At 71.7% G+C, this 20158-nt stretch carries 20 protein-coding genes and 3 pseudogenes; 16 read left to right on the forward strand and 7 right to left on the reverse strand.

Annotated features, from left to right (window positions below; translation table 11 throughout):
• Positions 1-98: 98 nt before the first annotated feature.
• The gene (locus OOK38_RS28560) at positions 99-326 is read right to left on the reverse strand and encodes a hypothetical protein (RefSeq protein WP_266755850.1); all 228 of its coding nucleotides are present in this window, start codon (positions 324-326) and stop codon (positions 99-101) included.
• A 348-nt stretch (positions 327-674) separates the two neighbouring features.
• Between OOK38_RS28560 and OOK38_RS28565 the strand changes: the two genes are divergently transcribed.
• A complete protein-coding gene (locus tag OOK38_RS28565) occupies positions 675-920 on the forward strand; it encodes a DUF2630 family protein (RefSeq protein WP_266755849.1) in 246 nt (81 codons plus the stop codon).
• 241 nt (positions 921-1161) lie between these two features.
• Here the strand turns inward: OOK38_RS28565 and OOK38_RS28570 are convergent, their stop codons facing one another.
• The 4 genes from OOK38_RS28570 to OOK38_RS28585 form a co-directional block, all read right to left on the reverse strand.
• Complete coding sequence (locus OOK38_RS28570) at positions 1162-1860, reverse strand: HAD family hydrolase (RefSeq protein ID WP_266755848.1); 699 nt, start codon at positions 1858-1860, stop codon at positions 1162-1164.
• Positions 1857-2555, reverse strand: coding sequence for a phosphatase PAP2 family protein (locus OOK38_RS28575; protein WP_266755847.1), 699 nt, complete (start codon positions 2553-2555; stop codon positions 1857-1859). Before OOK38_RS28575 ends, OOK38_RS28570 begins: the two co-directional genes overlap by 4 nt.
• A gap of 149 nt (positions 2556-2704) precedes the next feature.
• Positions 2705-3640, reverse strand: coding sequence for a M56 family metallopeptidase (locus tag OOK38_RS28580; protein WP_266755846.1), 936 nt, complete (start codon positions 3638-3640; stop codon positions 2705-2707).
• 76 nt (positions 3641-3716) lie between these two features.
• Positions 3717-4280, reverse strand: coding sequence for a DUF5134 domain-containing protein (locus OOK38_RS28585; protein WP_266755845.1), 564 nt, complete (start codon positions 4278-4280; stop codon positions 3717-3719).
• A gap of 207 nt (positions 4281-4487) precedes the next feature.
• On the opposite strand from OOK38_RS28585, the gene OOK38_RS28590 reads away from it, so the two are divergent.
• From OOK38_RS28590 to OOK38_RS28610, 5 genes and pseudogenes are all read left to right on the forward strand, one after another.
• Positions 4488-6131 carry an FUSC family protein gene (locus tag OOK38_RS28590; protein ID WP_266755844.1) on the forward strand — a complete coding sequence of 548 codons (1644 nt, stop codon included), beginning with the start codon at positions 4488-4490 and terminating at the stop codon, positions 6129-6131.
• Entirely contained in the window at positions 6128-6694 is a 567-nt protein-coding gene (locus tag OOK38_RS28595) for a MarR family winged helix-turn-helix transcriptional regulator (protein WP_266755843.1), read from the forward strand. The genes OOK38_RS28590 and OOK38_RS28595 overlap by 4 nt, the downstream gene beginning before the upstream one ends.
• Before the next feature lie 153 nt (positions 6695-6847).
• Positions 6848-7288 (forward strand): annotated as a pseudogene (locus OOK38_RS28600) (cellulosome protein); the annotation flags it as partial.
• A gap of 12 nt (positions 7289-7300) precedes the next feature.
• A pseudogene (locus OOK38_RS28605) lies at positions 7301-8507 on the forward strand (ISL3 family transposase); the annotation flags it as partial.
• A gap of 492 nt (positions 8508-8999) precedes the next feature.
• Positions 9000-9224, forward strand: a complete 225-nt coding sequence (locus tag OOK38_RS28610) for a hypothetical protein (protein WP_266755842.1) — start codon at positions 9000-9002, stop codon at positions 9222-9224.
• A 21-nt stretch (positions 9225-9245) separates the two neighbouring features.
• Here the strand turns inward: OOK38_RS28610 and OOK38_RS28615 are convergent, their stop codons facing one another.
• A complete protein-coding gene (locus OOK38_RS28615) occupies positions 9246-9926 on the reverse strand; it encodes a DUF899 family protein (RefSeq protein WP_266755841.1) in 681 nt (226 codons plus the stop codon).
• 511 nt (positions 9927-10437) lie between these two features.
• On the opposite strand from OOK38_RS28615, the gene OOK38_RS28620 reads away from it, so the two are divergent.
• The 6 genes and pseudogenes from OOK38_RS28620 (at position 10438) to OOK38_RS28645 (ending at position 15642) form a co-directional block, all read left to right on the forward strand.
• Positions 10438-10653 carry a hypothetical protein gene (locus OOK38_RS28620; RefSeq protein WP_266755840.1) on the forward strand — a complete coding sequence of 72 codons (216 nt, stop codon included), beginning with the start codon at positions 10438-10440 and terminating at the stop codon, positions 10651-10653.
• A gap of 64 nt (positions 10654-10717) precedes the next feature.
• A complete protein-coding gene (locus tag OOK38_RS28625; RefSeq protein ID WP_266755839.1) occupies positions 10718-11443 on the forward strand; it encodes a hypothetical protein in 726 nt (241 codons plus the stop codon).
• 25 nt (positions 11444-11468) lie between these two features.
• Entirely contained in the window at positions 11469-13082 is a 1614-nt protein-coding gene (locus tag OOK38_RS28630) for a LodA/GoxA family CTQ-dependent oxidase (protein ID WP_266755838.1), read from the forward strand.
• Positions 13083-13115: 33 nt separating this feature from the next.
• Positions 13116-14237: an NAD(P)/FAD-dependent oxidoreductase gene (locus tag OOK38_RS28635; protein ID WP_266755837.1), complete on the forward strand. Its 1122-nt coding sequence runs from the start codon at positions 13116-13118 to the stop codon at positions 14235-14237.
• Between the two features lie 168 nt (positions 14238-14405).
• Positions 14406-14981: pseudogene (locus tag OOK38_RS28640) on the forward strand (transposase); the annotation flags it as partial.
• Between the two features lie 19 nt (positions 14982-15000).
• Positions 15001-15642: a hypothetical protein gene (locus OOK38_RS28645; protein ID WP_323178834.1), complete on the forward strand. Its 642-nt coding sequence runs from the start codon at positions 15001-15003 to the stop codon at positions 15640-15642.
• A gap of 38 nt (positions 15643-15680) precedes the next feature.
• On the opposite strand, the gene OOK38_RS28650 is transcribed toward OOK38_RS28645, so the two are convergent.
• On the reverse strand, positions 15681-16445 hold the full coding sequence (locus tag OOK38_RS28650; protein ID WP_266755836.1) for a VOC family protein: 765 nt from the start codon (positions 16443-16445) through the stop codon (positions 15681-15683).
• Positions 16446-16652: 207 nt separating this feature from the next.
• Between OOK38_RS28650 and fabG the strand changes: the two genes are divergently transcribed.
• The 4 genes from fabG to OOK38_RS28670 are packed head-to-tail and all read left to right on the forward strand — an operon-like array spanning position 16653 to position 20125.
• Positions 16653-17378 (forward strand): 3-oxoacyl-[acyl-carrier-protein] reductase, encoded by a 726-nt coding sequence (gene fabG, locus OOK38_RS28655; protein WP_323178835.1) that lies wholly within the window; start codon positions 16653-16655, stop codon positions 17376-17378.
• The gene (locus tag OOK38_RS28660; RefSeq protein ID WP_266755834.1) at positions 17375-18184 is read left to right on the forward strand and encodes a thioesterase II family protein; all 810 of its coding nucleotides are present in this window, start codon (positions 17375-17377) and stop codon (positions 18182-18184) included. The genes fabG and OOK38_RS28660 overlap by 4 nt, the downstream gene beginning before the upstream one ends.
• Positions 18181-19116, forward strand: a complete 936-nt coding sequence (locus OOK38_RS28665) for a TauD/TfdA family dioxygenase (protein ID WP_266755832.1) — start codon at positions 18181-18183, stop codon at positions 19114-19116. The genes OOK38_RS28660 and OOK38_RS28665 overlap by 4 nt, the downstream gene beginning before the upstream one ends.
• 16 nt (positions 19117-19132) lie before the next feature.
• Positions 19133-20125 carry a TauD/TfdA family dioxygenase gene (locus OOK38_RS28670; protein ID WP_266755830.1) on the forward strand — a complete coding sequence of 331 codons (993 nt, stop codon included), beginning with the start codon at positions 19133-19135 and terminating at the stop codon, positions 20123-20125.
• Positions 20126-20158: the final 33 nt, after the last annotated feature.

Consider the following 20158-nt stretch of genomic DNA (forward strand, 5'->3'; position numbering starts at 1 on the left):
CTGCCGCCGACCTGGGGCGACGCGGGGGATCGCCTCAGGTCGGACGCGCGGCAGCGCGCGTCCGGGGAGCGCTGTCCGATCACCTGCCGGCCACCGGCTCATGAACCGGCCTCCCGCTCCGCGCCCTCCTCCCCGTGAAGCGGGCGCCGGGACGTCGCGAGGTGGACGCGCCACCAACTGGTGACCGTGTACCAGCCGACCGACAGACTCAGCAGCACGTTGCCGACGAGGGTTTCCCGGTCGTGGCTGCGAGCCGTGTTGTACAGGGCGGCGCCGGTGACGTACGTGAGCAGGCTGGCGAGGAGAATCCAGAACGCTGTCTTCATTGCGGACCTCGGGAGTGTGCGGCGGGGGCGCCAACTTAGCCATGGCCAACGCATTTGGGGTCCATTGCACTCTCTTGGTCTTCTCTTGACCGGACGGGGTCGCTTGCGACCAAAGGCCAGCCGTTCCGCGTCGGGATGCCTGGCGCGTTGTGATCTCGGAGCGCGAACAGCCGTTCCCGGGCTGACGTGGGCGTTCGTATGCCGACCTCGCCTGCCGGGGTGGCGCGGAAGATCGCCCCGGACCGGACGCACGGCTGCGCGGACCGTCGCCCGGGGCAGCTCCCCATCACTCGCAGAGCCCCCGAGTCCTCTTTAGAGTGGCCTGGAGCCCCGAGGAGGATTACGGACATGGATCAAGAGCAGATCCTGGCCAGGATCACGGCGATGGTGGACGACGAGCGGCGGCTGCGCGACGCGCTGGCGGCCGGGCGGATCGACGGCGCCACGGAGCACGCGCGGCTCGGACAACTGGAGCGCGATCTCGACCAGTGCTGGGACCTGCTGCGCCAGCGGCGCGCGAAGTCCGAGTTCGGCGAGAACCCGGACGAGGCACAGGTGCGTCCGTCGTCGCAGGTCGAGGGCTACCAGGGCTGACGCGGGGAACCTCCCGGCTCTCCTGTCACGAGGGCCGCCGGGCGCGCCGCCGAGGCCCGCACCCCGTGCGGAGCCGGCGGCCGGGCCGCCGCGCGCCCAGCGGGCGGCATCACGCGAAGGCCTTGGGCGAAGACGCCCGCACCCGGGTGTCGCACCTGGGCGAAGCCCACCGGCTGCCTGCCCTCTCCTGAGACCCCGGCCCGCCTGAGACCCCGGCCCGCCTGAGACCCGGGCCGGCGTGTCAGCCGGCGAGATCGAGAACCGGCCGCAGGCCGTCCGGGCGATCCGCCACCGGCAGATGGTCCACGAAGTGCACCGCGCACCCCAGGGCCGCCGCACCGCCGTCCGCCCGCCGGTCGTCGCCGACCATCAGGGCGTCCGCGGGAGCGACGCCGAGTTCGGCGCAGGCGATCGCGAAGAGCCGCGGATCCGGCTTCTGGATGCCGTGCTCGTACGACAGGACGTACGTACCGATGTACGCGTCGAGACCGTGCTCGCGGAAGACGGGTCGCAGGTCCCAGCCGATATTGCTGACCACCCCTACCGCGAGGCCCCGCTCGCGCAGCGTGCCGAGCACCTCGGCGGCGTCGGGATAGGGCTCCCAGGCGGCGGGCGTCATATGGCGGTCGTAGAGCGCGTCGTGCAGACCGGGATCAGGCAGCCGCACCTGCCGGGAGAGTCCGGTGAACGCCGCTCTGTGCTCCTCGGCGCTCCGGTCGCGGACCTCCCACGGCGCCGCGAGGTGCGCCGGTACCGGCCGGCCCGGGTGGGCGCCGCCCGGGAGCGCGCCCGCCGACTCCAGATCCCGCGCCTTCCGGGCCAACTCCCGCTCCGGGAGGGTGTGTCCGCTCTCCGTGAGCACAGCGCGCAGCCATGCTTCGGCGGGCTCGACGCGGAAGAGGGTTCCGGAGAAGTCGAAGAGCACGCCCTTGATCGTCATGAGGGCAATCCTTCGCGGCGCGGCCGGTGCCGGTCAAGGCGGCCTCGCTCGCCCCACCGTTCGTAGGTCGCCGTCGACAGGGCGACGATCAGGGCGCCGATGAGCCAGCCGCCCACGACGTCGGACACCCAGTGGACGCCGAGCCAGACTCGGGTCAGTCCTACCCCCACGGCGCTCACGACGGCCAGAGCCAGTGCCGTACGACGCAGGGCGCGCCCCGCGTCGTACAGGCGCAGCAGCCACAGCAGGAGGCCGCAGGCGACCGTGGCCGTCAGGGCGTGGCCGGAGGGGAAGGCCGCGTAGTGGGCGGAGTCGACGGGGTCGGGCCAGACCGGGCGCTCGCGTCCGACTGCCGCTTTCATCCCTTGCTGGGTCAGTGTGCCGAGCGCACATGTGGCCACCACCCATAGAGCCAGCCCCCAGGCCGAGTGGCGCCAGACCAGCCACACCACGGCTCCCGCGCACAGGGCTCGCATGGTCCAGGGGTCCCACACCCAGTCCGTCAGAATCCGGAACCCGTGGGTGACGCCCGAGGCGTCGACCGCCCAGATGTGCGTGGTCCGGGCGATGTCACCGTCGAGGCTGATCAGCGGGTCCCAGGAGAACGCGACGAGCAGGAGAAGGACGACGGCGACCAGGGCCAGTACGGCCGCACTGAGCGCCGCCGTGCGGGCGCCCGGCGTGGGGGAGTTCATGGAACGATCCTCGCCGACCCGATACGCGTGAGGGCGATAGTCGCCGCACAGGGGCCCATGGGCGGCCGGCCTCACGCACCCGCGGCCGCCGTCGCACGGCTCAGGCCTGCCCGCGGAGGCGCGGGCGCCCGACACCGGCGCCGGAACGGCTAGCCCAGCGCTCGCAACCCCGGCACGAACGCCACCAGGACCGGGACCACCGGCACCAGCGCGGCAGCCGCCGTCAGTTGCAGCCGACGGGCCGCGGTGAGCCGGTGCCGGGGAGTGAGGAGGCGGTCGACCCGCTGCGGGACATGCGCGCCCGGGGTCGGGCAGGGCCCGAACACGCCCCGGTCCTCGTTGAGTTCGACGAGTGCCAGAGCGATCGTGAGCCGGCCGAAGCGGTGCGACGCCACGTCGTCGGCGGCGAGTTCGACCAGCCGGTGCATCTCGTCGCGGAACGCGGCGAAGACGGGCACCTGGGGAAATCCGTTGGCCAGCGCGGCCGAACAGTGCAACAGCCAGTCGTGCCGGGCCCGGGCGTGCCCCTGCTCATGGGCGAGCACGGCGTCCAGTTGGCGCCCCTTGAGACGACGCAACGCGGCGGTGGTGATGACCAGTTGGGGAGCCGCGCCGGGCAGCCACCAGGCGTCGGGGCGCTCTCCCTCGAGGACGACGAGACGCTCGGCTCTGGGCTCCTCGCCGGGCAACAGCGGTGAGCGCACCAGGAGTTCGGACCGGCGCTGCCGACGGCGCAACCGCGCCCGGGTGATCTCGCGGGCCAGCATCGCCGCTGTCCAGGCGCCACCGCACGCCAGTGCCACGGCGGTGGTCGCGGCCCAGGGGCTTCCCGCGCTCAGCGCGTAGGCGTCGACGACCGACGCCGGTGCTCCGCCGAAGACATGGCCGCGCACGACCGCCCAGGCCGCGGACGCGCTGAGCGTCATCGACAGGGCGCAGCACAGCAGAACGCCCGCCACGACGCATTGCCACACCCACAGGGCGACCACCGGTTCCCGGTCCGGCCAGTCCGCCCGGGCGAGCAGTCGCGGAGCGACCACGGCGGCCAGGGCGCCGAGCAGCAACAGTGCCGCGGGGACCATCATGGGCCGAAGCCTATGAGCGGGGCGTCGCCGCTGGATACGGGCAGCGACGCCAAGTGACGTACGCCACGGCTCCGGATCAGAGCGTGACCAGCATCGCCAGCATCGAGATTCCCATCGACAGGCGGCAGGCCTGGGAGAGTTCGGGGCGGTCGCCCCAGCCGACGGCGCGTGGTCCCCCGCCCGAGGCGACGGTCCCCGACGCGACGGCCAGGGGCAGCAGGCGGACACCCGAGCGGAGTACGTAACCGGTGAAGTAGAGCAGGAGCACTCCGGTGAGGACGGGGACGCCCGCGCCGCCGTGGACGTGGTGCGCCGGGGAGGCGGTCATCACGGCCGCCATGTAGACCATCGCGAAGGCGCCCATCAGATGGTGCAGGTGGTGCCGGCTGCTCCGGGCCGTCCAGAGCGCGCGCAGCGCGGTGACGCCGAAGACGACCGCGCAGGCGAGCCAGACCCAGGGCGGCGGGGACGCCACGGCCGCGGGTACGGCCATCGCGGCCATGCCGAACCCCATGAGCGCCTCGCCGCCCGCGGTGCGGCGCTGTTCCTCGACCGGGCTGCGCATCCGCAGCAGGCAGTAGGCCCCGGTCGCCGCGCACAGCGCGACGAGCAGCCAGCCGGGCGAAGCCGGTCCGTGCACCGCGTACCTCCCCGTTCGACGATGTCGGAGACGCGATGCCGGGCGGGCGGTGCCGGACATCGACCAGTCGGTCAGGGCATGCCCCGGGCGGTCGGTGCGCATACGAGCGCAAGGGTGTACGCGGGGGAGCGTGCGGGAGTGCACCGCAGGTGGGGGCGATGGTGAACAAAATGCTTTACAGGTAAAACACCTGCTAAGGTCTGAGGTATGAGCAGTGCGACCCGTTCCGTCCCCTCGCGTGCCCGCCGCCTTCCGCTGGCGGGTGTGCTGCGCCTCGGCAGGCCCTCCGACATCTGGTTCAAGCCCGCCCTGAGTGTCGTCGTCGCGGTCGCCCCGCCGAATCTGACGCTGCTGGCGCTCGGCCGTCTGGACCTGGCGATGTACACCATGGCCGGGTCGCTCTGCGCGCTCTACGCCCACAACCGTCCCTACGCCGCCCGGGCCCGCGCCCTCGCCTGGGTGGTGGTCGGGATGCTCACCGGGCTCGGCGTCGCCCTGGTCACGGCCTCGCTCACCACGAACGCCGTCGAGCTGGTCACCGTCGGCGCGCTGCTGGCCGCCGCCCAGAAGGCCCTGTGCGACGCCACGCGCGTCGGCCCGCCCGGGCACGTGGTCCTCGCCTTCATCTCCTCCGCGTCGCTGTTCGTACCGCAGAGCCTCGGTCAGGTGCCGGGCCACCTCGCGCTGGGCGCGGCGGCGGGCGCCTGGGCGTGGATCGTCGGCATGGCCCCCGGCCTCGTCCGCCCGCACGGCCCGGAGCGGCGTGCCACCGCACACGCGCTGAACGCCGCGGCGGTGACCGCCGGGGCGCCGGACGACGCCCGTGCCCGCGCCGCCGCGGCCGCCGCCGTGCACGCCGCCTGGCAGTCGCTGCTGTCCACGGGAGCCCGCTCCGCGCCCCGGCGCGCCCTCGAGCGGCTCGTCGTACGGGCCGAGGTCGCGATCGCCGCACCCTCCGAGACGGACCCCGAGCGGTTGCGCGGCTGGGCCCGCGCCCTGTCCGGCACCGGCCCCGTCCCGCGCCCCGACGGCCTCGGGGAGGCCGCCGACGAACTGCTCGGCGTCGAGGCCGCGCTCGCCTCCACGGAACAGCCGCTGCTCCGCCGCCTCGGCCCGCTCGCCCCCATCGCCCTGCGCACCGCGCTCGGCTGCGCCCTCGCCGGTTATGTCTCCCTCGCCCTCGGCGTCGGCCGCCCCTACTGGGCGCTGGTCACCGCAGCCTCCCTCTATCAGGCCAACGTCACCCTGACCTGGAGCCGGGGTGTCCAGCGTGTGGTCGGCAACCTCCTCGGTGTGCTGGCCTTCGCCGCCCTGGCCCCGCTCGCCCACGTCGGCCAGGCGGCCCTCGTCCTGTGCTGCCTCGCCCTGAACTTCGGCGCCGAGGCGCTGATCGGCCGCAACTACTGGCTCGGCAGCGTCTGTGTCACCCCCATGGCCCTGCTGATCACCGAGTTCGCGCGCGCCCAGCAGCCCGGAGAACTGATCACCGACCGGGTCCTGGACACCCTCGTGGGCGCGCTGGTCGGCTTCGCCGCCGCCATCGCCGTCACCAACCGGCGGGTCGGCGACCGCATCGAAGGCGCACTCTCCACGGTGGAGCGCGCCCGGGAACACGCCGCCGGACTGCTGGCCGAGGAGCGCCCGGAGCCCGGCTCCCTGGAGGCCGCCCGACGCGGTCTGTCCGCCGCCGTCGTGGACCTGCGGTCCGCCGCGGACGCCGCGGCCGGCGAATGGTGGCAACGCGCCCTGCCGGAGGAGCGGGTGATGCGGGCCGAGCAGGCCGGACACCGTACGCTCGCGGCGACGGTACGACGTCAGGGACTGCACTGCTCGGAGGGCGCACAGGCATGACGACAGCGGACGGGCGGAGCGCGGCGGCGGACGGCGACCCGGCGACGGACCCGCCGGTGCCCGCCGACACGGTGGCGGCCGTGGTGCGCCAGTGGGAGACCGTGCGGCCGGATCTCGACACCGGGCCCATGGAGGTCATCGGACGGGTCAACCGCTGTGCCGCGCTCCTTCAGCAGGCCGAGGACGCGCCGCTGCGCCGGGCCGGGCTCACCCGTCCCGAGTTCGACGTGCTCGGGACGCTGCGCCGTACCGGGCACGAGCTGACCCCGAGCGAGATCGCCCGCGAGACCTTCTCCTCGGGTGCCGCCGTCACCAAGCGGCTCAAGCAGCTGACCGAGCGCGGTCTGGTCGAGCGGCGCGGTGACACCCGTGACCGGCGCGTCGCGCACGTCCGGCTGACCGACGCGGGACGCGAACTGGTCGACGACGTCCTCCCCGATCAACTCGCCTACGAGACGAAGGTCCTGTCCGGGGTCGACCGCGAACGGCAGCGTGAACTGGCCGGACTCCTGGGCGAGTTGCTCGGACAGCTGGAGGGCCGGCTGAGGCTGCCGCGCGCCTGACAGCACTCCGGCGGCGGCGCGTCCCCCCGTGCGCGCCGTCCCGCACCGCTCCCGCGGTGTCCGCCGTCGTCCGGCCCCGTTCGACCGTTGACACGCGTCGCGGACCCTCCTACGTTCGGCCGCATCGGTTCGGCCATTCGGTCGACGTGCGAAATGTCGAACCTCGGGGCTCCGGCGGGCGCCGAGGCCGCGGGGACGGGAGACGGCGTGACACTCACCATCGACCTGGGGACCGACACCGGGCCCTTCCACGGCGGTGCGAGCGGCACCCTCTACGGCCTGTACGGCGACGGCGTGCCCAGCCGCAACGTCGTCGAGGGCATGTACCTCCGCACGGTGTCCACCAAGGCCCAGGACGGCGCCCAGCACCCCGGTGCCGACGCGCTCGACATCCTGGCGCCGTTCGTCGGCTGCGGCGGCCGGGACGTCTACGTCTACCTGACCGACATCTACCGCGGCTTCCCCTACCAGTGGCCGGGGACCTCCGGGGAGGAGCGGCTCGCCGGATATCTGACGCTCGTCGAGCAGCAGGTGCGGCAGATCCGGGCGGCCGGTGCCCTCGCCTCCCATGTCGTGTACGTGCCGTTCAACGACCGCACAACCTGTCTGACCAGGCACGTCAAAGCCGTGGTCAAGGAGTTAGCGGGCCGGGCCGGGGCACGTTTGCTGGCGATACTCGCGATGGGCCTGTCTCGTCACACGGCACTGCGCACCCTGTTGCGTATTCCGTTGCCCGCCGGGCGGGTGCCTCGCGTGATCGGCGTCGACGATTTCGCTCTGCGCCGGCGGCACCGCTATGCCACCGTGGTGATCGACGCCGAGACCCATGAGCGGATCGACGTGCTGCCCGACCGCCGACACCCTGGAGACATGGCTGCGCGAGCATCCGGGCGTCGAGGTCGTGTGCCGTGACGGCTCCGCGACCTACGCTGAGGCCATCCGCCGCGCCCTGCCCGACGCAGTGCAAGTCGGTGACCGCTGGCATTTGTGGCACAACCTGTGCGAAGCCGCCCTGAGCGAGGTGAAGGCGCACAGCAACTGCTGGGCCACCGTGCTGGACGCGCCCCTGTACGACGGGCCCCGCGCACAGACGACCCTGGAACGCTGGCATCACGTACATGACCTGCTCGGCCAGGGCGTGGGCCTGCTCGAATGCGCCCGCCGTCTGCAGCTGGCCTTGAACACCGTCAAGCGGTACACCCGAGCCGATCAGCCCGAGCGGATGCTCCGCGTCCCCCAATACCGGGCCAGCCTCGTCGACCCCTACCGCGAACACCTGCGCGAACGCCGGGCCGAGGACCCCGCCGTCCCCATCCTGCACCTCTTCGAAGAGATCAAGGCCCTCGGGTTCACGGGCTGTCTCAACCTCCTGCACAAGTACATCAGCCAAGGCCGCGCGGACGCGGACCGCAGCCACATCTCCTCTCGCAGGTTCGCCCGGATGCTGCTGACCAGGCCCGACAACCTCAAGTCCGAGCATCACGACCTCCTGGCCCGGCTCATCGCCGCCTGCCCCGAAGTGACTCAACTGGCCGCCTGTATCTGGGCTTTCGCCCCACTCCTGAAGCCTCACCCAGGAAATGCCAGCGCGCTCGAGCTCTGGATTGCCCAGGTCCGCGCTGCCGATCTGCCGCACCTGCACGCCTTCACCCGGGGTCTGCAGCGAGACCGCGCCGCTGTGATCGCCGCGTTCACACTCCCATACAGCAACGGCCCCACCGAAGGCGTCAACACCAAGACCAAGCGGATCGCGCGGCAGATGCACGGCCGGGCGGGCTTCACCCTCCTCCGCCACCGAATCCTCCTCGGATAGCATCACCCTCCGCTACCACCGAATGTGAGCCAGGGCCGTTGACCGTACAGACCCACACAGGGCGGAGCCCGTCACAAGATCTCCGGCTGTAGTACCGGGAAATGGCCGGGTAGGGCGTGAAGAGGGGATTGGCGAGCCAGCTGCGCAGATCGGCCTCATCGACGCTGAAGTCCACGCCGATTCCCTCGAGCACCTGCATGAGGTCGGGACCGAGAGGCATGTCGCCTGCGGCCAAGGGCGCGCCTGTAGGAGTACCAGTTGTTCGATCGCCCGCAGTGCGCTCGCGTCGACGCTGATGTTTTCGCGGCAACTGCCCGAGCGCGTTCTCACGCCAAAGGGCCGCGTCGGTCCTGATCGGGCTCGGGCCGGGTTTGCGGAACTGATGCGGAAGGGGAATGCGGTGTCGGTTGGCGATGCAGCGCGCGATCTTGGCCTGGTCCTCGGCGGAATGGCGGCCCCTTCCAGCCCACGAGCCGACAGGAGTTCGATCACTTGCTGCTGACGGCCGACGTCCAGGGCCTTGAGGTGTCCGACGGCCTGCTGCGCCATGGCGTCGAGGTCACCGTCACCGGTCGTCCGGACGAGCCCGGCGGGAAGCTCAGGGAACGGGAACGAGCGGCTGCCGTCGCCGCGGTCGACGGCCGGCGCATCACGGTCGAGATCGAGGCCGGAAACGAGCTGTATTTCGAAGCCGGCGATCTGACACCCGCTCATTGACGCAGCGGCGTCCCCTGCCTGTCACCAGGAGAGCCGGGGGTACCAGTCGCCACGGCCTTGCGGGGTGAGGTCGAGCAGGTGCCAGACGGGGCTGAGCAGGTCGGTGGCCTGCTGGCCATTGCCGTCGGCCATCCGCACACGGGTGCTGTAGAAGTGGCGGACCGCGCCGCCTTCGTCGCGGGTGAACACCGACAAGGTGGCGTCCTGACCACCGGCGGAGTCCTCGCTGCCCAGGTCGTACTTGAAGCGGCTCGGTGCCGCGCTGAGCAGCCGCAGTCCCGTCCAGCCCCGGTCCCTGGCATACGCGCGCAGCGCGGGCAGCTCGGCGGCGGCCACGACGGCGAAGTCAACGGTCCCGGCCAGGTGGTCGGCCACCGAATTGAAGCCGTCGATCGACATCGTGCACGAGGCGCAGGGCCGGTCCTGTTCCTTGCCGTACATGAAGTGGTAGAGCATCAGCGGCCGGTCGGGCCCGGAGAACAGCTCGCTGAGCCGGACTTCGCGCACCGGATCGTCCCCGGCTGCCAGCTCGGCCGGCCCCTCGTGGAACAGATAGTCCTCGACGACCGGGCCCTCGGGCAGCCGTTGCTTCAGCTCGGCGACGTGCTCGCGCTGGCGCATCAGCTCGGTCTCCGCCCGGCGCAGTTCTTCCCTGGCGGCGGTGTACTGAGAGGATTCGTTGCCGAAGTTGGTCACGCGCATGCTTCCTCCTCGCCGGCCGTCGCTCGGCGCGGCACATGCGCCCAGAAGACCCGGTCGGCCCGCCGGGGTGTGCCAGGCGCGCTACGCGGGTCACCTGAAGCGACCAGTTGCGGCTGGTTCCGAGCGGTAAGTCCCCGCCCGGACGACCATCCGGCGCGGGGGCTCTCTGTTGCGCTCAGAACCGGCCCGTACAGGCCAAGCAGAATCAAGGGAGCCTTTGGCGGCGCTCCGCGCTGGTCTTGCGGCCACCCTGGACAGACCTGACCAGCCTGAACGACGGTCTGGCTATCGGGCGGCCCGGGAACCTCTGGCGCCCTGGGGATCTCGACGCACGGCCATCGTCCCCATGTCCACGACGGTCGCGACGCCACCGTCCCCTTGGCCCATTACGTGACGTTCGGGGTGGGGAATTACGCATCCGGTAGTCGAAACGACGCTGCACGGCCGCATCGGTGAGGTGCGGGTGGCGGGCCGTGTGGAACGCCAGCCCGAGCAGGACACAGTTCGGAGCTTGGGTGACGCGGCGTACAAGACCAAGGTCGGTGGACAGGAAGAGTGCCCGCCATTGGTCGGCGTACGGGCCGCCCGGTTCAGGCCACCCGGTGCGGTCGATGCGCGCGCACTGGCGGAGGAACTGCGCACCGGCGACGTGGCGGTGGCCGGGTCCCAGCCGGTCGAGGCGGGCCCGGCCCCGATGGTGATCTTTCAGCTCGTGTGTCAGCTTTAAAGATGCCCTGGGGGGCGTCCCGGCAGCTGGGACGAAAGCTGGTCGCACACTGGAGATGAGGCCGATGCCGGTCGTCGAACCCAAGGCAGCCCACGGAATGGTGGTGGTGGGCGAGGAGACGGTTTACCTGTCCCACCTCCCCATGTTCATGCCTCCTCATGACTTCCAGGTCCTGCTCGAAGTGACCCTGCAGAACGGGTCCGGCAACGCGCAGGAAATCTATGCCGAGGACCGCAGGACGACAGGAACGGACCTCTACACGCTGAACCCCGAGGCATTCCGTCTCTCCGATCTCGTCACGCCCGAAGGACAGCCCAGGATCACCTCGTTCAACGGGAAGCTGTTCCGGGGGCACTTCGAGCGGGGCGGCACCGAACTCATCGACCCCGTGCGGGTCGAGGTCCGACGTGTGGTGCATTTCCGGCACCTCGACGCGCATGCGTCCCGGCCGCCGGCTCTCACCTACCTCGCCTTCGGGAAGGGCAGCGAACTGTTCCTCGCGCATGCGGTCGTCACGCCGCCCGACTTCGACCACCTCATGGCCATCGGGAACGTCAGAAGTGTCTCGGGCACCTCGCTCACGGACGAAGTCCTGGCGAAGGGTCCTCGGCTCGTGATCCCCGGAAGGACCGACAGTCCGCAGGACAGACTGGGCGAAGGACAGCAGGTGGCCGCGAGTCTTCTGGACGAAGGGGACAGTGTCCCGGACGGCATCGATCTGCGGTTTTCGCTGGAGCGGGAGTTCTACCTCGAGGAGGGGGAACTGGCCTCAGGAGGCCATTCCCACTGATTCCCACTGATTCCCTGGAGTGGCCGTGCACCTCGACGATGTGGTCCGCTGCGAGATCCATCCCTCCATCGGTATCGCCCGAGTCGGCGACAGCCCCGACGGCTTCTTTCTCGGCCCGGAAGCCCCGGGCATCCCGCCACGGCCCGACGGAGGCTTCAAGGACTCCGTCGGCCGGATCAAACGCCAGGCCGCCCGGTTCCGGGTGTACGGGTACGACCGGGACGGCAACGTCCTCGGGGAGATCACCTCGGCCGAGGCGCAGATCACCTGGACAGCGGAACTGGCCAACGCCAAGGGCATGTGGTTCGAGTTCGCCGGGCGCTTCCCGCAGTCATCCAACCGCCGCAACCGGCACATCCACCCCGCCGATGCCACCGCCCGTGCGCGACTGGCCGTCCGGCCCGGTCCCCGCAGTGTGAGCGGACCCTCCCAGGGCGGCGTGGACGCCCGGTTCGACACCGGGACCTTCCTCGGGACTCCGGTACCGCTGGGTGAACTGCGTACGGACGAGGCCGGCCGGTTGCTGGTCCTCGGCGGGTTCGGAAAGTCCTTCTCGGCCAAGCCCGCCTACCCCGTCCACCACTACGCCAACAACGACTTCTGGTGCGACGACATCTCCGACGGCCCGGTCCGCGCGATCCTGTCCCTGGGGTCGGAGGGCCGGCAGGTACCGGTGACCCCCGCCTGGTGCCTGGTGGCACCCCCCGACTTCGCCCCGTACACAGCGAGCCTGATCACCCTGTACGACGTCGCCCTGGAGGTCGCCCGCGCGTCGGGGGCGCTGCCCACGCCGCCGGAGGTGTCCTTCACCCGCGACATCTACCCCATGCTCGCCCGGCCGGTCGGATTCGCCTGGGTCAATGAAGCGGCCCGCTTCCGGCACGGCGACCGCGCGAGGAACTTCTTCGAGCCCGCCCGCTTCGCCCGGCTGGCCTCGAACGCCGTCGCCGACGCCCCGATGCGCCGCGCCGTGTTCAGCAAGCTTCGTACGCCGGGGGCGATGGACGTCAGCCAGGCCAACAGGGGGTTCATGCCCCTCCTCGCGGCGGACGGCGACCCGCAGGACGACGAGCCGCGGACCTGGCTGACCCTGCTTCCGGGCCAGTACGAGCGGATGCGGCGCTGGGCCGACGGTGACTTCGTCGCCGACTGGGCCGGCCGGGTACCCGACCCGGTCCCCTTCGACGTCCTGCCACCAGCGGACCAGCCGCACGCCCTGGTGCGGGCGGCGCTGGAGCCGGCCAGCGGCGGAGGATTCTTCCCCGGCATCGAGATGACGTTCATCGCCGACGAACCGGCCACGTGGTCCGCGCCCTTCCGGCTGCGCGAGGACCTGACGGCCGGAGACCTCACCAAGTACATGGCCGTACCCTGGCAGGCCGACTTCTACGCCTGCCAGACCCACTGGTGGCCGGCTGCCCGCCCCGATGAGGTGCTACCCGAGTCGGAGCTCGACGCATTCCTCACCGGTGCGGCCGGAGCGTTCCAGGAGTGGGACCGCGGCGTCGGCGACGGCAAGGAGGCCGTCGGTATGAACGAGATGGTCACGAAGTGGAGCACCCTCGGATTCATCGTGGCCCGGCCGGACGGCAGCGAGTCCCTGGTCGAGACCGAGCGGACCGCCCCGGACTCCCCGTAGTCCGGGCTGGGCGGGCCGGGCAGGAGCGGTGCGGTGAGCGGAACCGGGTCGGGTGCCGGCGTGACGATCGGCAGCTGTGACGTTCTCGTCGCCGGTGGCGGCCCCGCCGGGTGCGCGGCGGCGCTGGCCCTCGTGCGAGCCGGGGCGGACGTCGTCATCGTCGCCCCCGTCGCAACGGCCGACTGGCAGGTCGGGGAGAGCTGTGCGCCGGCCGCCCGGCCGCTGCTGGAGCGTCTGGGCCTGCTCGACCGGGTTGCCCTGGACGGACATGCGCCCTGCTACGGAATCCAGGCTGCCTGGGGCGGGAACGGGCCCATGGAGGTGAGTCAGGTGTTCGGGCCGTACGGCGAGGGCTGGCACCTGGACCGGGCCCGGTTCGACGCCGCGATCCTGGAGGCGGCCCGAGCCGAAGGTGTCTGCCGGCATGTCGGGCGCGTCCGCACCGCCCGGCGGCTACCGGACCACTGGCAGTTCACCACGGGTGACGGCAGCGTGCTGCAGGCCGGCTATCTCGTCGACGCCACGGGCCGGTCGGCGCGGCTGGCCCGCCGTCTCGGAGCGGCGGTGATCCGCTCGGACCATCTGATAGCGGTCGCTGGGCAGTTGGGTCCGCCGAGGACGGAGGCGGGGGCGGGGGCGGCCGAGCCGGACCGAACGTCGCTGGTGGAGTCCACTCGCTGGGGCTGGTGGTACACCGCCCCGCTGCCCGGCGGTGGACGGGTGGTGATGGCCATGACCGACACCGACCTCCTTACTGGCTTGCACCTGCTCAATCCGGGCGTGTGGTGGGCCCAGGCGCAGCGCGCCGGTCACATCCAGGACCGCATCTCCGATTGGGAGGGCCCACCCCAGCGGCTGCGGGTGCTGGCCGCCGGCTCCGCCCGCACCAGTCCGGCGGCCGGACCGGGCTGGGCAGCAGTCGGTGATGCCGCCACCGCGACCGACCCCCTGGCCGCCCGGGGGATCATCACCGCCCTGGCCACCGGCCTGGCCGCAGCGCGTGCGATCCTCGCGGACCGGGCCGGTGACACCGGTGCCCTGCCTGCCTACGCTCGGCGCATCACGGCCGTCCACGCCGAGTATCTGCATGCCAAGGCCACACAGTACCGACGCGAACAACGCTGGGACACCCCGTTCTGGGACCGTCGGCACTGAGCGGTGCGGTTCTCCGACACGGGGTCGCCGCACCCTTCCGCGTGGCATCACCAGGGCTTTCGGGATGCCGGTCAGGCCCGCGGTCTCCGCGTACAGCAACTCATGTGGCAGGTCAGAGGTGACCTGCCGGTACATCGGCTCCCACATCGAGCGTGTCCGGTCCTCCGCTCTGACCGGATCGCCGAGACGGCTCTGGATGCTGCCGGGCGTCAGCACACCAGCCTGCCCGGCGAGAAACTGACCGCCAAGATGGTGCACACGCTCGCGCGGGAAGTGATGGCCCTCAACCAGCAGGTCGCCGAACTCGACAAGGCGATCGAGGCCCGCTTTCGCGAACATCGGGACTTCGAAGTGATCACCAGCATGCCGGGCCTGGGCGTGATCCTCGGTGCCGAGTTCCTGGCCGCGATCGGCGGCGACATGAATCTCTTCGGCACTCCTGACCGCCTCGCCGGCTTCGGCGGCGTTGCTCCCGTGCCCCGCGACTCCGGCAAGATCAGCGGCAACCTCCGCCGCCCGCGACGCTACAACCGCCGACTCCAACGCGTCTTCTACATCTCCGCGTTGTTCAGCATCCGAAGCTGTGAGGATTCCCGCCGGTTTTACGAACGCAAGCGAGCCGAAGGCAAACGCCACATCCAGGCCGTCCTCGCCCTGGCCCGCCGCCGAGTCAACGTCCTCTGGGCCCTCCTCCGCGACGGACGGACCTACGAACCCGCGCCACCAAGCACACTCGCGGCTTGACAGACCGCATTCGGAATCCTTGACCGTCAACGGCGAGAATCTGGGGAGCCTGGGAGACCTGAGGCGTTCCGGTCGGCGCCCGGGCGTCCCGCTGTTTCTCGCCGGGGGCGTCAACAAGCTGACGTTCACGGCGACTTCGGACCGGCTCGTGCTGGACCGGCTGCTGGTCGGACCCGGAACGGGCGCTCTGAGGTCCACCGTGCATCCCGCCGAGGAGGGGGTAGTGACGGGCACCGCCCACGTGACGGGCGCCCAGCGTCTCGCCACCGGGGGAAAGGCTGTCGACGGCATCGGGGGAGGAGCCGCCAACGCGCTCACCCTCACCGTCACCGCCGCCCGCACCGGCCGCCACGCCCTCACCGTCCGCTACTCCAACGGCGAACAGGCACCGGCCACCCACTACAACCCCGACCCGGTCTGCCGCCACGCGGACCTCTCCGTCAACGGGCAGCCGGCGCGGCGCGTGCTCTTCCCCACCACGTTCCACTTCAACGCCTTCTGCGACCTCACCGTCCCGGTAACCCTGGACGAGGGTCCCAACACCCTGACCTTCACCGCCGACGCCCCGCCCAACCGCGACGGCACCCGGCCCCACCCGGACCAGCACCGCAGCGCCCACGCCCCCGTCATCGACCGGGTGACGGTGACACCGGTCGCCTGACGTCCCTCGGCGCACCTTCCGCGACAGCGGCTCGCGCGTCATCCGTCCCCGGTCGACGCGTAGATCCCGAAGGCCGCGCCCTGCCGATCCCGCGCGACGGCGATGCGCCGGCCGGGGCCTTGCGACATGGGTTCCATCAGCAGGTGGCCGTCGGCCATGAGGACCGCGTTCGCCGTGGCGTCCACGTCCTCGACGGCGAAATAGGGCAGCCAGTGCGAGGGGACCTCGTGCGGGAAGTTCTCGTCCATCGTGACCATGCCGCCGAAGTCGGCTCCGTCGATTCCCCACTGCGGGTAGCTCTCCGACGCTCTCACGGTCCAGCCGAACACGGTCGTGTAGAACTCCGTCACCCGGTCCGGTGCCCGGGTCAGGAGCTCCACCCAGCCGAGGGCTCCCGGCGCGTTGAACAGCCCCGCACCGGGGAAGGCCCGTGCCTGCCACATCTGGAAGGCGGCGCCGCCCGGGTCGAAGGCGACCGCGAACCGGCCCACGTCGAGCACATCCATCGGGGCGAGGACGATCGTCCCGCCGGCGGCCCGCACGGCCTCCGCGGCCGCGTCCGCGTCGTCGACGGCGAACGACACGTTCCAGGCGACGGGCTGCGACTCCTGGTAGAGCGGGGAGATCGCCGCGACGGCCGCGTCCCCGATGTGCGCGACCGTGTACCCGCCCGCCTCCTGACGCGGGTCCGTCTCCGGACGCCAGCCGAACAGATCGGCGTAGAAGCCCTTGGCGCCCTCCAGATCGCTGGTGCCGAGCTCCGTCCAGCAGGGTCCGCCGGTCACCGGCCTGTCGAGCTTCATGAGGTTCCTTCCGCAGCGAGCCCCCTCAGCACGCTAAGCCCGCCATGGAGCACCGGCCAACCGGGCGCCGCGTCCGGCAGGCGGTCACCGCCCGCCCGGCGCCGTGCTGGACACCGTATAGGCCCCATATAGCGACCGAACCCACGCTCGACTCACTCGAACGAATGAGGGGGCTCGGACATGGGGCGGGACGGGAGCGCGACACGAGTGGCGGTGGTGACCGGCGGGTCGCGGGGCATCGGACGCTCGGTCGCCGTACGGCTGGCGCAGGACGGTTTCGACGTGGCGATCTGCTACCGGTCGGACGAGGCGGCGGCGCAGCTCGTGGCGAAGGAGATCGAGGACGGGGGCAGCAGGGCGCTGGCCCGCAGGGTCGACGTAGCCGTCCGCGAGGAGGTGCAGGAGTTCGTCTCCGCCGTGGAGACGGAGCTCGGCACCCCCGAAGCGGTCGTCACCTCGGCGGGCATCACCCGGGACCGGCCCCTCGCTCTCATGGGGGACGAGGACTGGCACTCCGTCCTGAGTACCAATCTGAGCGGCACCTACCATCTGCTGCGCTCGGTGATCCGGCCGATGATCCGCGAGCGGGCCGGAGCCGTCGTCACCCTCTCCTCGGTGGCCGGGGTGGCGGGCAACGCGGGCCAGGCCAACTACTCCGCGTCCAAGGCGGGGATCATCGGCCTCACCCAGTCGCTGGCCAAGGAGGCCGGGCGCTACGGGATCCGGGCCAACGCCGTCGCACCCGGCTTCATCGAGACCGAGATGGTCGCGGGGCTGCCCGACAGCGTCGTCGAGGGAGCGCTCACCCGTATCCCGCTGGGGCGTTTCGGACAGCCCCGCGAGGTCGCCGACCTGGTCTCCTTCCTGGTCTCCCCGAAGGCCGCGTACATCACCGGACAGGTGCTGCGCGTCGACGGGGGCATGGCGCTGTGACCTCCGACGCCCCGTGGTTCCGCCGCTATCCGGCGGCGCGTTCTCCGCGCGTCCGCCTGGTGTGTCTTCCGCACGCAGGCGGGAACGCGCAGCTCTTCCACGGCTGGCCGCACCGGCTGCCCGGCGACGTCGAACTGCTCGCCGTGCGCTACCCCGGGCGCCAGGAGCGGATGGCCGAGCCGTGCGCCACGTCGATGGAGGAGCTCGCCGACCCGATCGCCGCGGCCCTCTCCGGACACCGGGACGTACCGCTCGCGCTGTTCGGGCACAGCATGGGCGCCGCGGTGGCGTACGAGGTCGCGGCCCGCCTGGAGAAGACCGGTCCCGGGCCCCGCCACGTGTTCCTCTCCGCGCGCAACGCCCCGCACCGCGCGCCCCGCACCAGCCTGCACCGCGCGGCCGACGACGTCCTGCTCGCCTCCGTACGACGGCTCGGCACCCTGGGCGGGGACCCGTACGGCGTCCCCGAACTGCGCGAACTGCTGCTGCCCGTGCTGCGCGACGACTACCGCCTCATCGAGACCTACGCACCGAGGAATCCGCCCATGCTCCGGGCCCCGGTCACCGCGTACGTCGGTGCCGCCGATCCGGGCTGCGACGTCCGACGCGTGACCGCCTGGGCCGACCTGACCACCGGCGGCTTCGACCTGCGGACCTTCCCCGGCGACCACTTCTATCTGGCCCCGCGGGAGGCCGAGCTGACCGCGGACATCGCCGCGCGGCTCGCCGCACCGCCGCAGGGTCTCACCGCATCCGCCCGCCAGGCCGCACGACCGGCGGCCACGACCGCGAGGACAGCTCCATGACCAACACCGAGACCTGGGCACCGCTGGAGATCACGGCCGAGGACGGTGGCGGCGCCGACGAACTGCTCGCCCGGCTCGACACCCTGGACCCCGGCCCGGACGACCTCCTGGTCCGTGAGAAGGGCCTGGTCTTCCGTGGCTTCGGCATCACACCCGAGACGCTCGATTCGGCGTTCGACCGGCTGCTGCCGCACCGCCTGGCCTACGTCCACGGCAACTCGCCGCGCACCAAGGTCGGCGGAAACGTGTACACGTCGACGGAGTACCCGCAGGAGTACACCATCTCGATGCACAACGAGATGAGCTACGCGCACGCCTGGCCCACCCGGCTCGCCTTCTACTGCGAGGTGACGCCCGGCGGCGGTGGCGCGACCCCCGTCTCCGACGCCGCCCGCTGGCTGGCCGCGCTCGACGACGAGGTGCGCGAGGCCTTCGCGGGCGGCGTGCGCTACCTCCAGAACCTGCACGACGGGTACGGCCTCGGCAAGAGCTGGCAGGACACCTTCGAGACCAAGGAACGCGACGAGGTCGAGGAGTTCCTGTCCGGCACCGGCGCCGAATGGACCTGGCGCCGCGACGGCAGCCTGCGCGTCGAGTCGGTCCGCCCGTCCACCACCCGGCATCCCGTCACCGGCGCCGAGGTCTGGTTCAACCAGGCCGACCAGTGGCACCCGGCGGGCCTCGGCGACGACACCGCCGCCGAACTCGCCGCGATCCTCCCCGAGGACGAGCTGCCGCAGATGGTGAAGTTCGCCGACGGGAGCCCCATCCCCGCCGCGTACGTCACCCAGATCCGGGACCGGGGTCTGGCCGTGGCCGTCGACGTCGGCTGGCACCGCGGTGACCTGCTGCTCATCGACAACGTCCTGCTGGCGCACGGACGGCGGCCGTTCACCGGCGACCGCCGGGTCCTCGTCGCGATGTCCGACTGAGCCGGGGGACGACGACATGACGACCCCGGACCAGAAGCCGCTGCCCGGCTGGGCCGGCACCGGTACCGCACCCGCGCTGTACAGCGCGGCGGGCGACGGCGCGTCCGTCCTCGACGACATCCGCCGGCGCCGCGCCGAGCTTCGGCAGTCCCTGAACCGGCGGGGCGCGCTCCTGCTGCGGGGCTACGCCGTCGGCGGGGTCGACGGCTTCGACGCCGTCGTACGCGCCTTCTCCGGCACCCCGCCCCTGGCCTACGCCGAGCGCTCCTCACCCCGCAGCACCATCAAGGGCCAGGTCTACACCTCGACCGACTACCCGCCGGCCGAGGAGATCTTCCTGCACAACGAGAACTCCTACCAGGCCGTATGGCCCGGCACCCTCTACTTCTACTGCGCGGAGCCGCCCGTCACCCAGGGCGCGACCCCGCTCGCCGACACCCGGCGGGTGCTGGCGGGCCTCGATGCCGAGGTGCGCGAGGAGTTCGAGCGGCGCGGCTGGCAGGTCGTGCGCAACTTCCACACCGGCTTCGGCGTGCCCTGGCAGGAGGCGTTCAACACCACCGACCCGGACGCCGTGATCGCGTACTGCAAGGAGCGGGACATCGTCGCCGAGTGGCGGCCCGACGGCGGGCTGCGCACCACCGCGCACCGCGCTGCCGTGCACCGCCACCCCGTGACCGGCGAACACGTCTGGTTCAACCACGCCACCTTCTTCCACGTCAGCACGGTCGCCGCCGAGGTCGGAGCGGGCCTGCGCGCGATCTTCCCCGACGAGGACCTGCCCACGAACACGTACTACGGCGACGGGGGAGCCATCCCGGACGAGGTGACGGACCATCTGCGCGCCGTCTACCGGGCCAACTCCGTGCGCTTCGACTGGCAGCGCGACGACGTGCTGATCGTCGACAACATGCTCACCGCGCACGCGCGCGAGCCGTTCACCGGGCCCCGGCGGATCGCCGTGGCCATGGCCGAACCGTCCGACACCCGCTCGGACGAGGGGAATTGAGGACGTCATGTCACAACCCGAGGTGAGGAAAGC

The organism is Streptomyces sp. NBC_00568, from assembly GCF_026341855.1.
GTDB lineage: Bacteria > Actinomycetota > Actinomycetes > Streptomycetales > Streptomycetaceae > Streptomyces.

Coding starts and splice junctions, on each gene's coding strand:
- OOK38_RS28560 (WP_266755850.1), bottom strand. CDS start 326: ATGAAGACAGCGTTCTGGATTCTCCTCGCCAGCCTGCTCACGTACGTC.
- OOK38_RS28565 (WP_266755849.1), top strand. CDS start 675: ATGGATCAAGAGCAGATCCTGGCCAGGATCACGGCGATGGTGGACGAC.
- OOK38_RS28570 (WP_266755848.1), bottom strand. CDS start 1,860: ATGACGATCAAGGGCGTGCTCTTCGACTTCTCCGGAACCCTCTTCCGC.
- OOK38_RS28575 (WP_266755847.1), bottom strand. CDS start 2,555: ATGAACTCCCCCACGCCGGGCGCCCGCACGGCGGCGCTCAGTGCGGCC.
- OOK38_RS28580 (WP_266755846.1), bottom strand. CDS start 3,640: ATGATGGTCCCCGCGGCACTGTTGCTGCTCGGCGCCCTGGCCGCCGTG.
- OOK38_RS28590 (WP_266755844.1), top strand. CDS start 4,488: ATGAGCAGTGCGACCCGTTCCGTCCCCTCGCGTGCCCGCCGCCTTCCG.
- OOK38_RS28595 (WP_266755843.1), top strand. CDS start 6,128: ATGACGACAGCGGACGGGCGGAGCGCGGCGGCGGACGGCGACCCGGCG.
- OOK38_RS28615 (WP_266755841.1), bottom strand. CDS start 9,926: ATGCGCGTGACCAACTTCGGCAACGAATCCTCTCAGTACACCGCCGCC.
- OOK38_RS28625 (WP_266755839.1), top strand. CDS start 10,718: ATGCCGGTCGTCGAACCCAAGGCAGCCCACGGAATGGTGGTGGTGGGC.
- OOK38_RS28650 (WP_266755836.1), bottom strand. CDS start 16,445: ATGAAGCTCGACAGGCCGGTGACCGGCGGACCCTGCTGGACGGAGCTC.
- OOK38_RS28665 (WP_266755832.1), top strand. CDS start 18,181: ATGACCAACACCGAGACCTGGGCACCGCTGGAGATCACGGCCGAGGAC.
- OOK38_RS28670 (WP_266755830.1), top strand. CDS start 19,133: ATGACGACCCCGGACCAGAAGCCGCTGCCCGGCTGGGCCGGCACCGGT.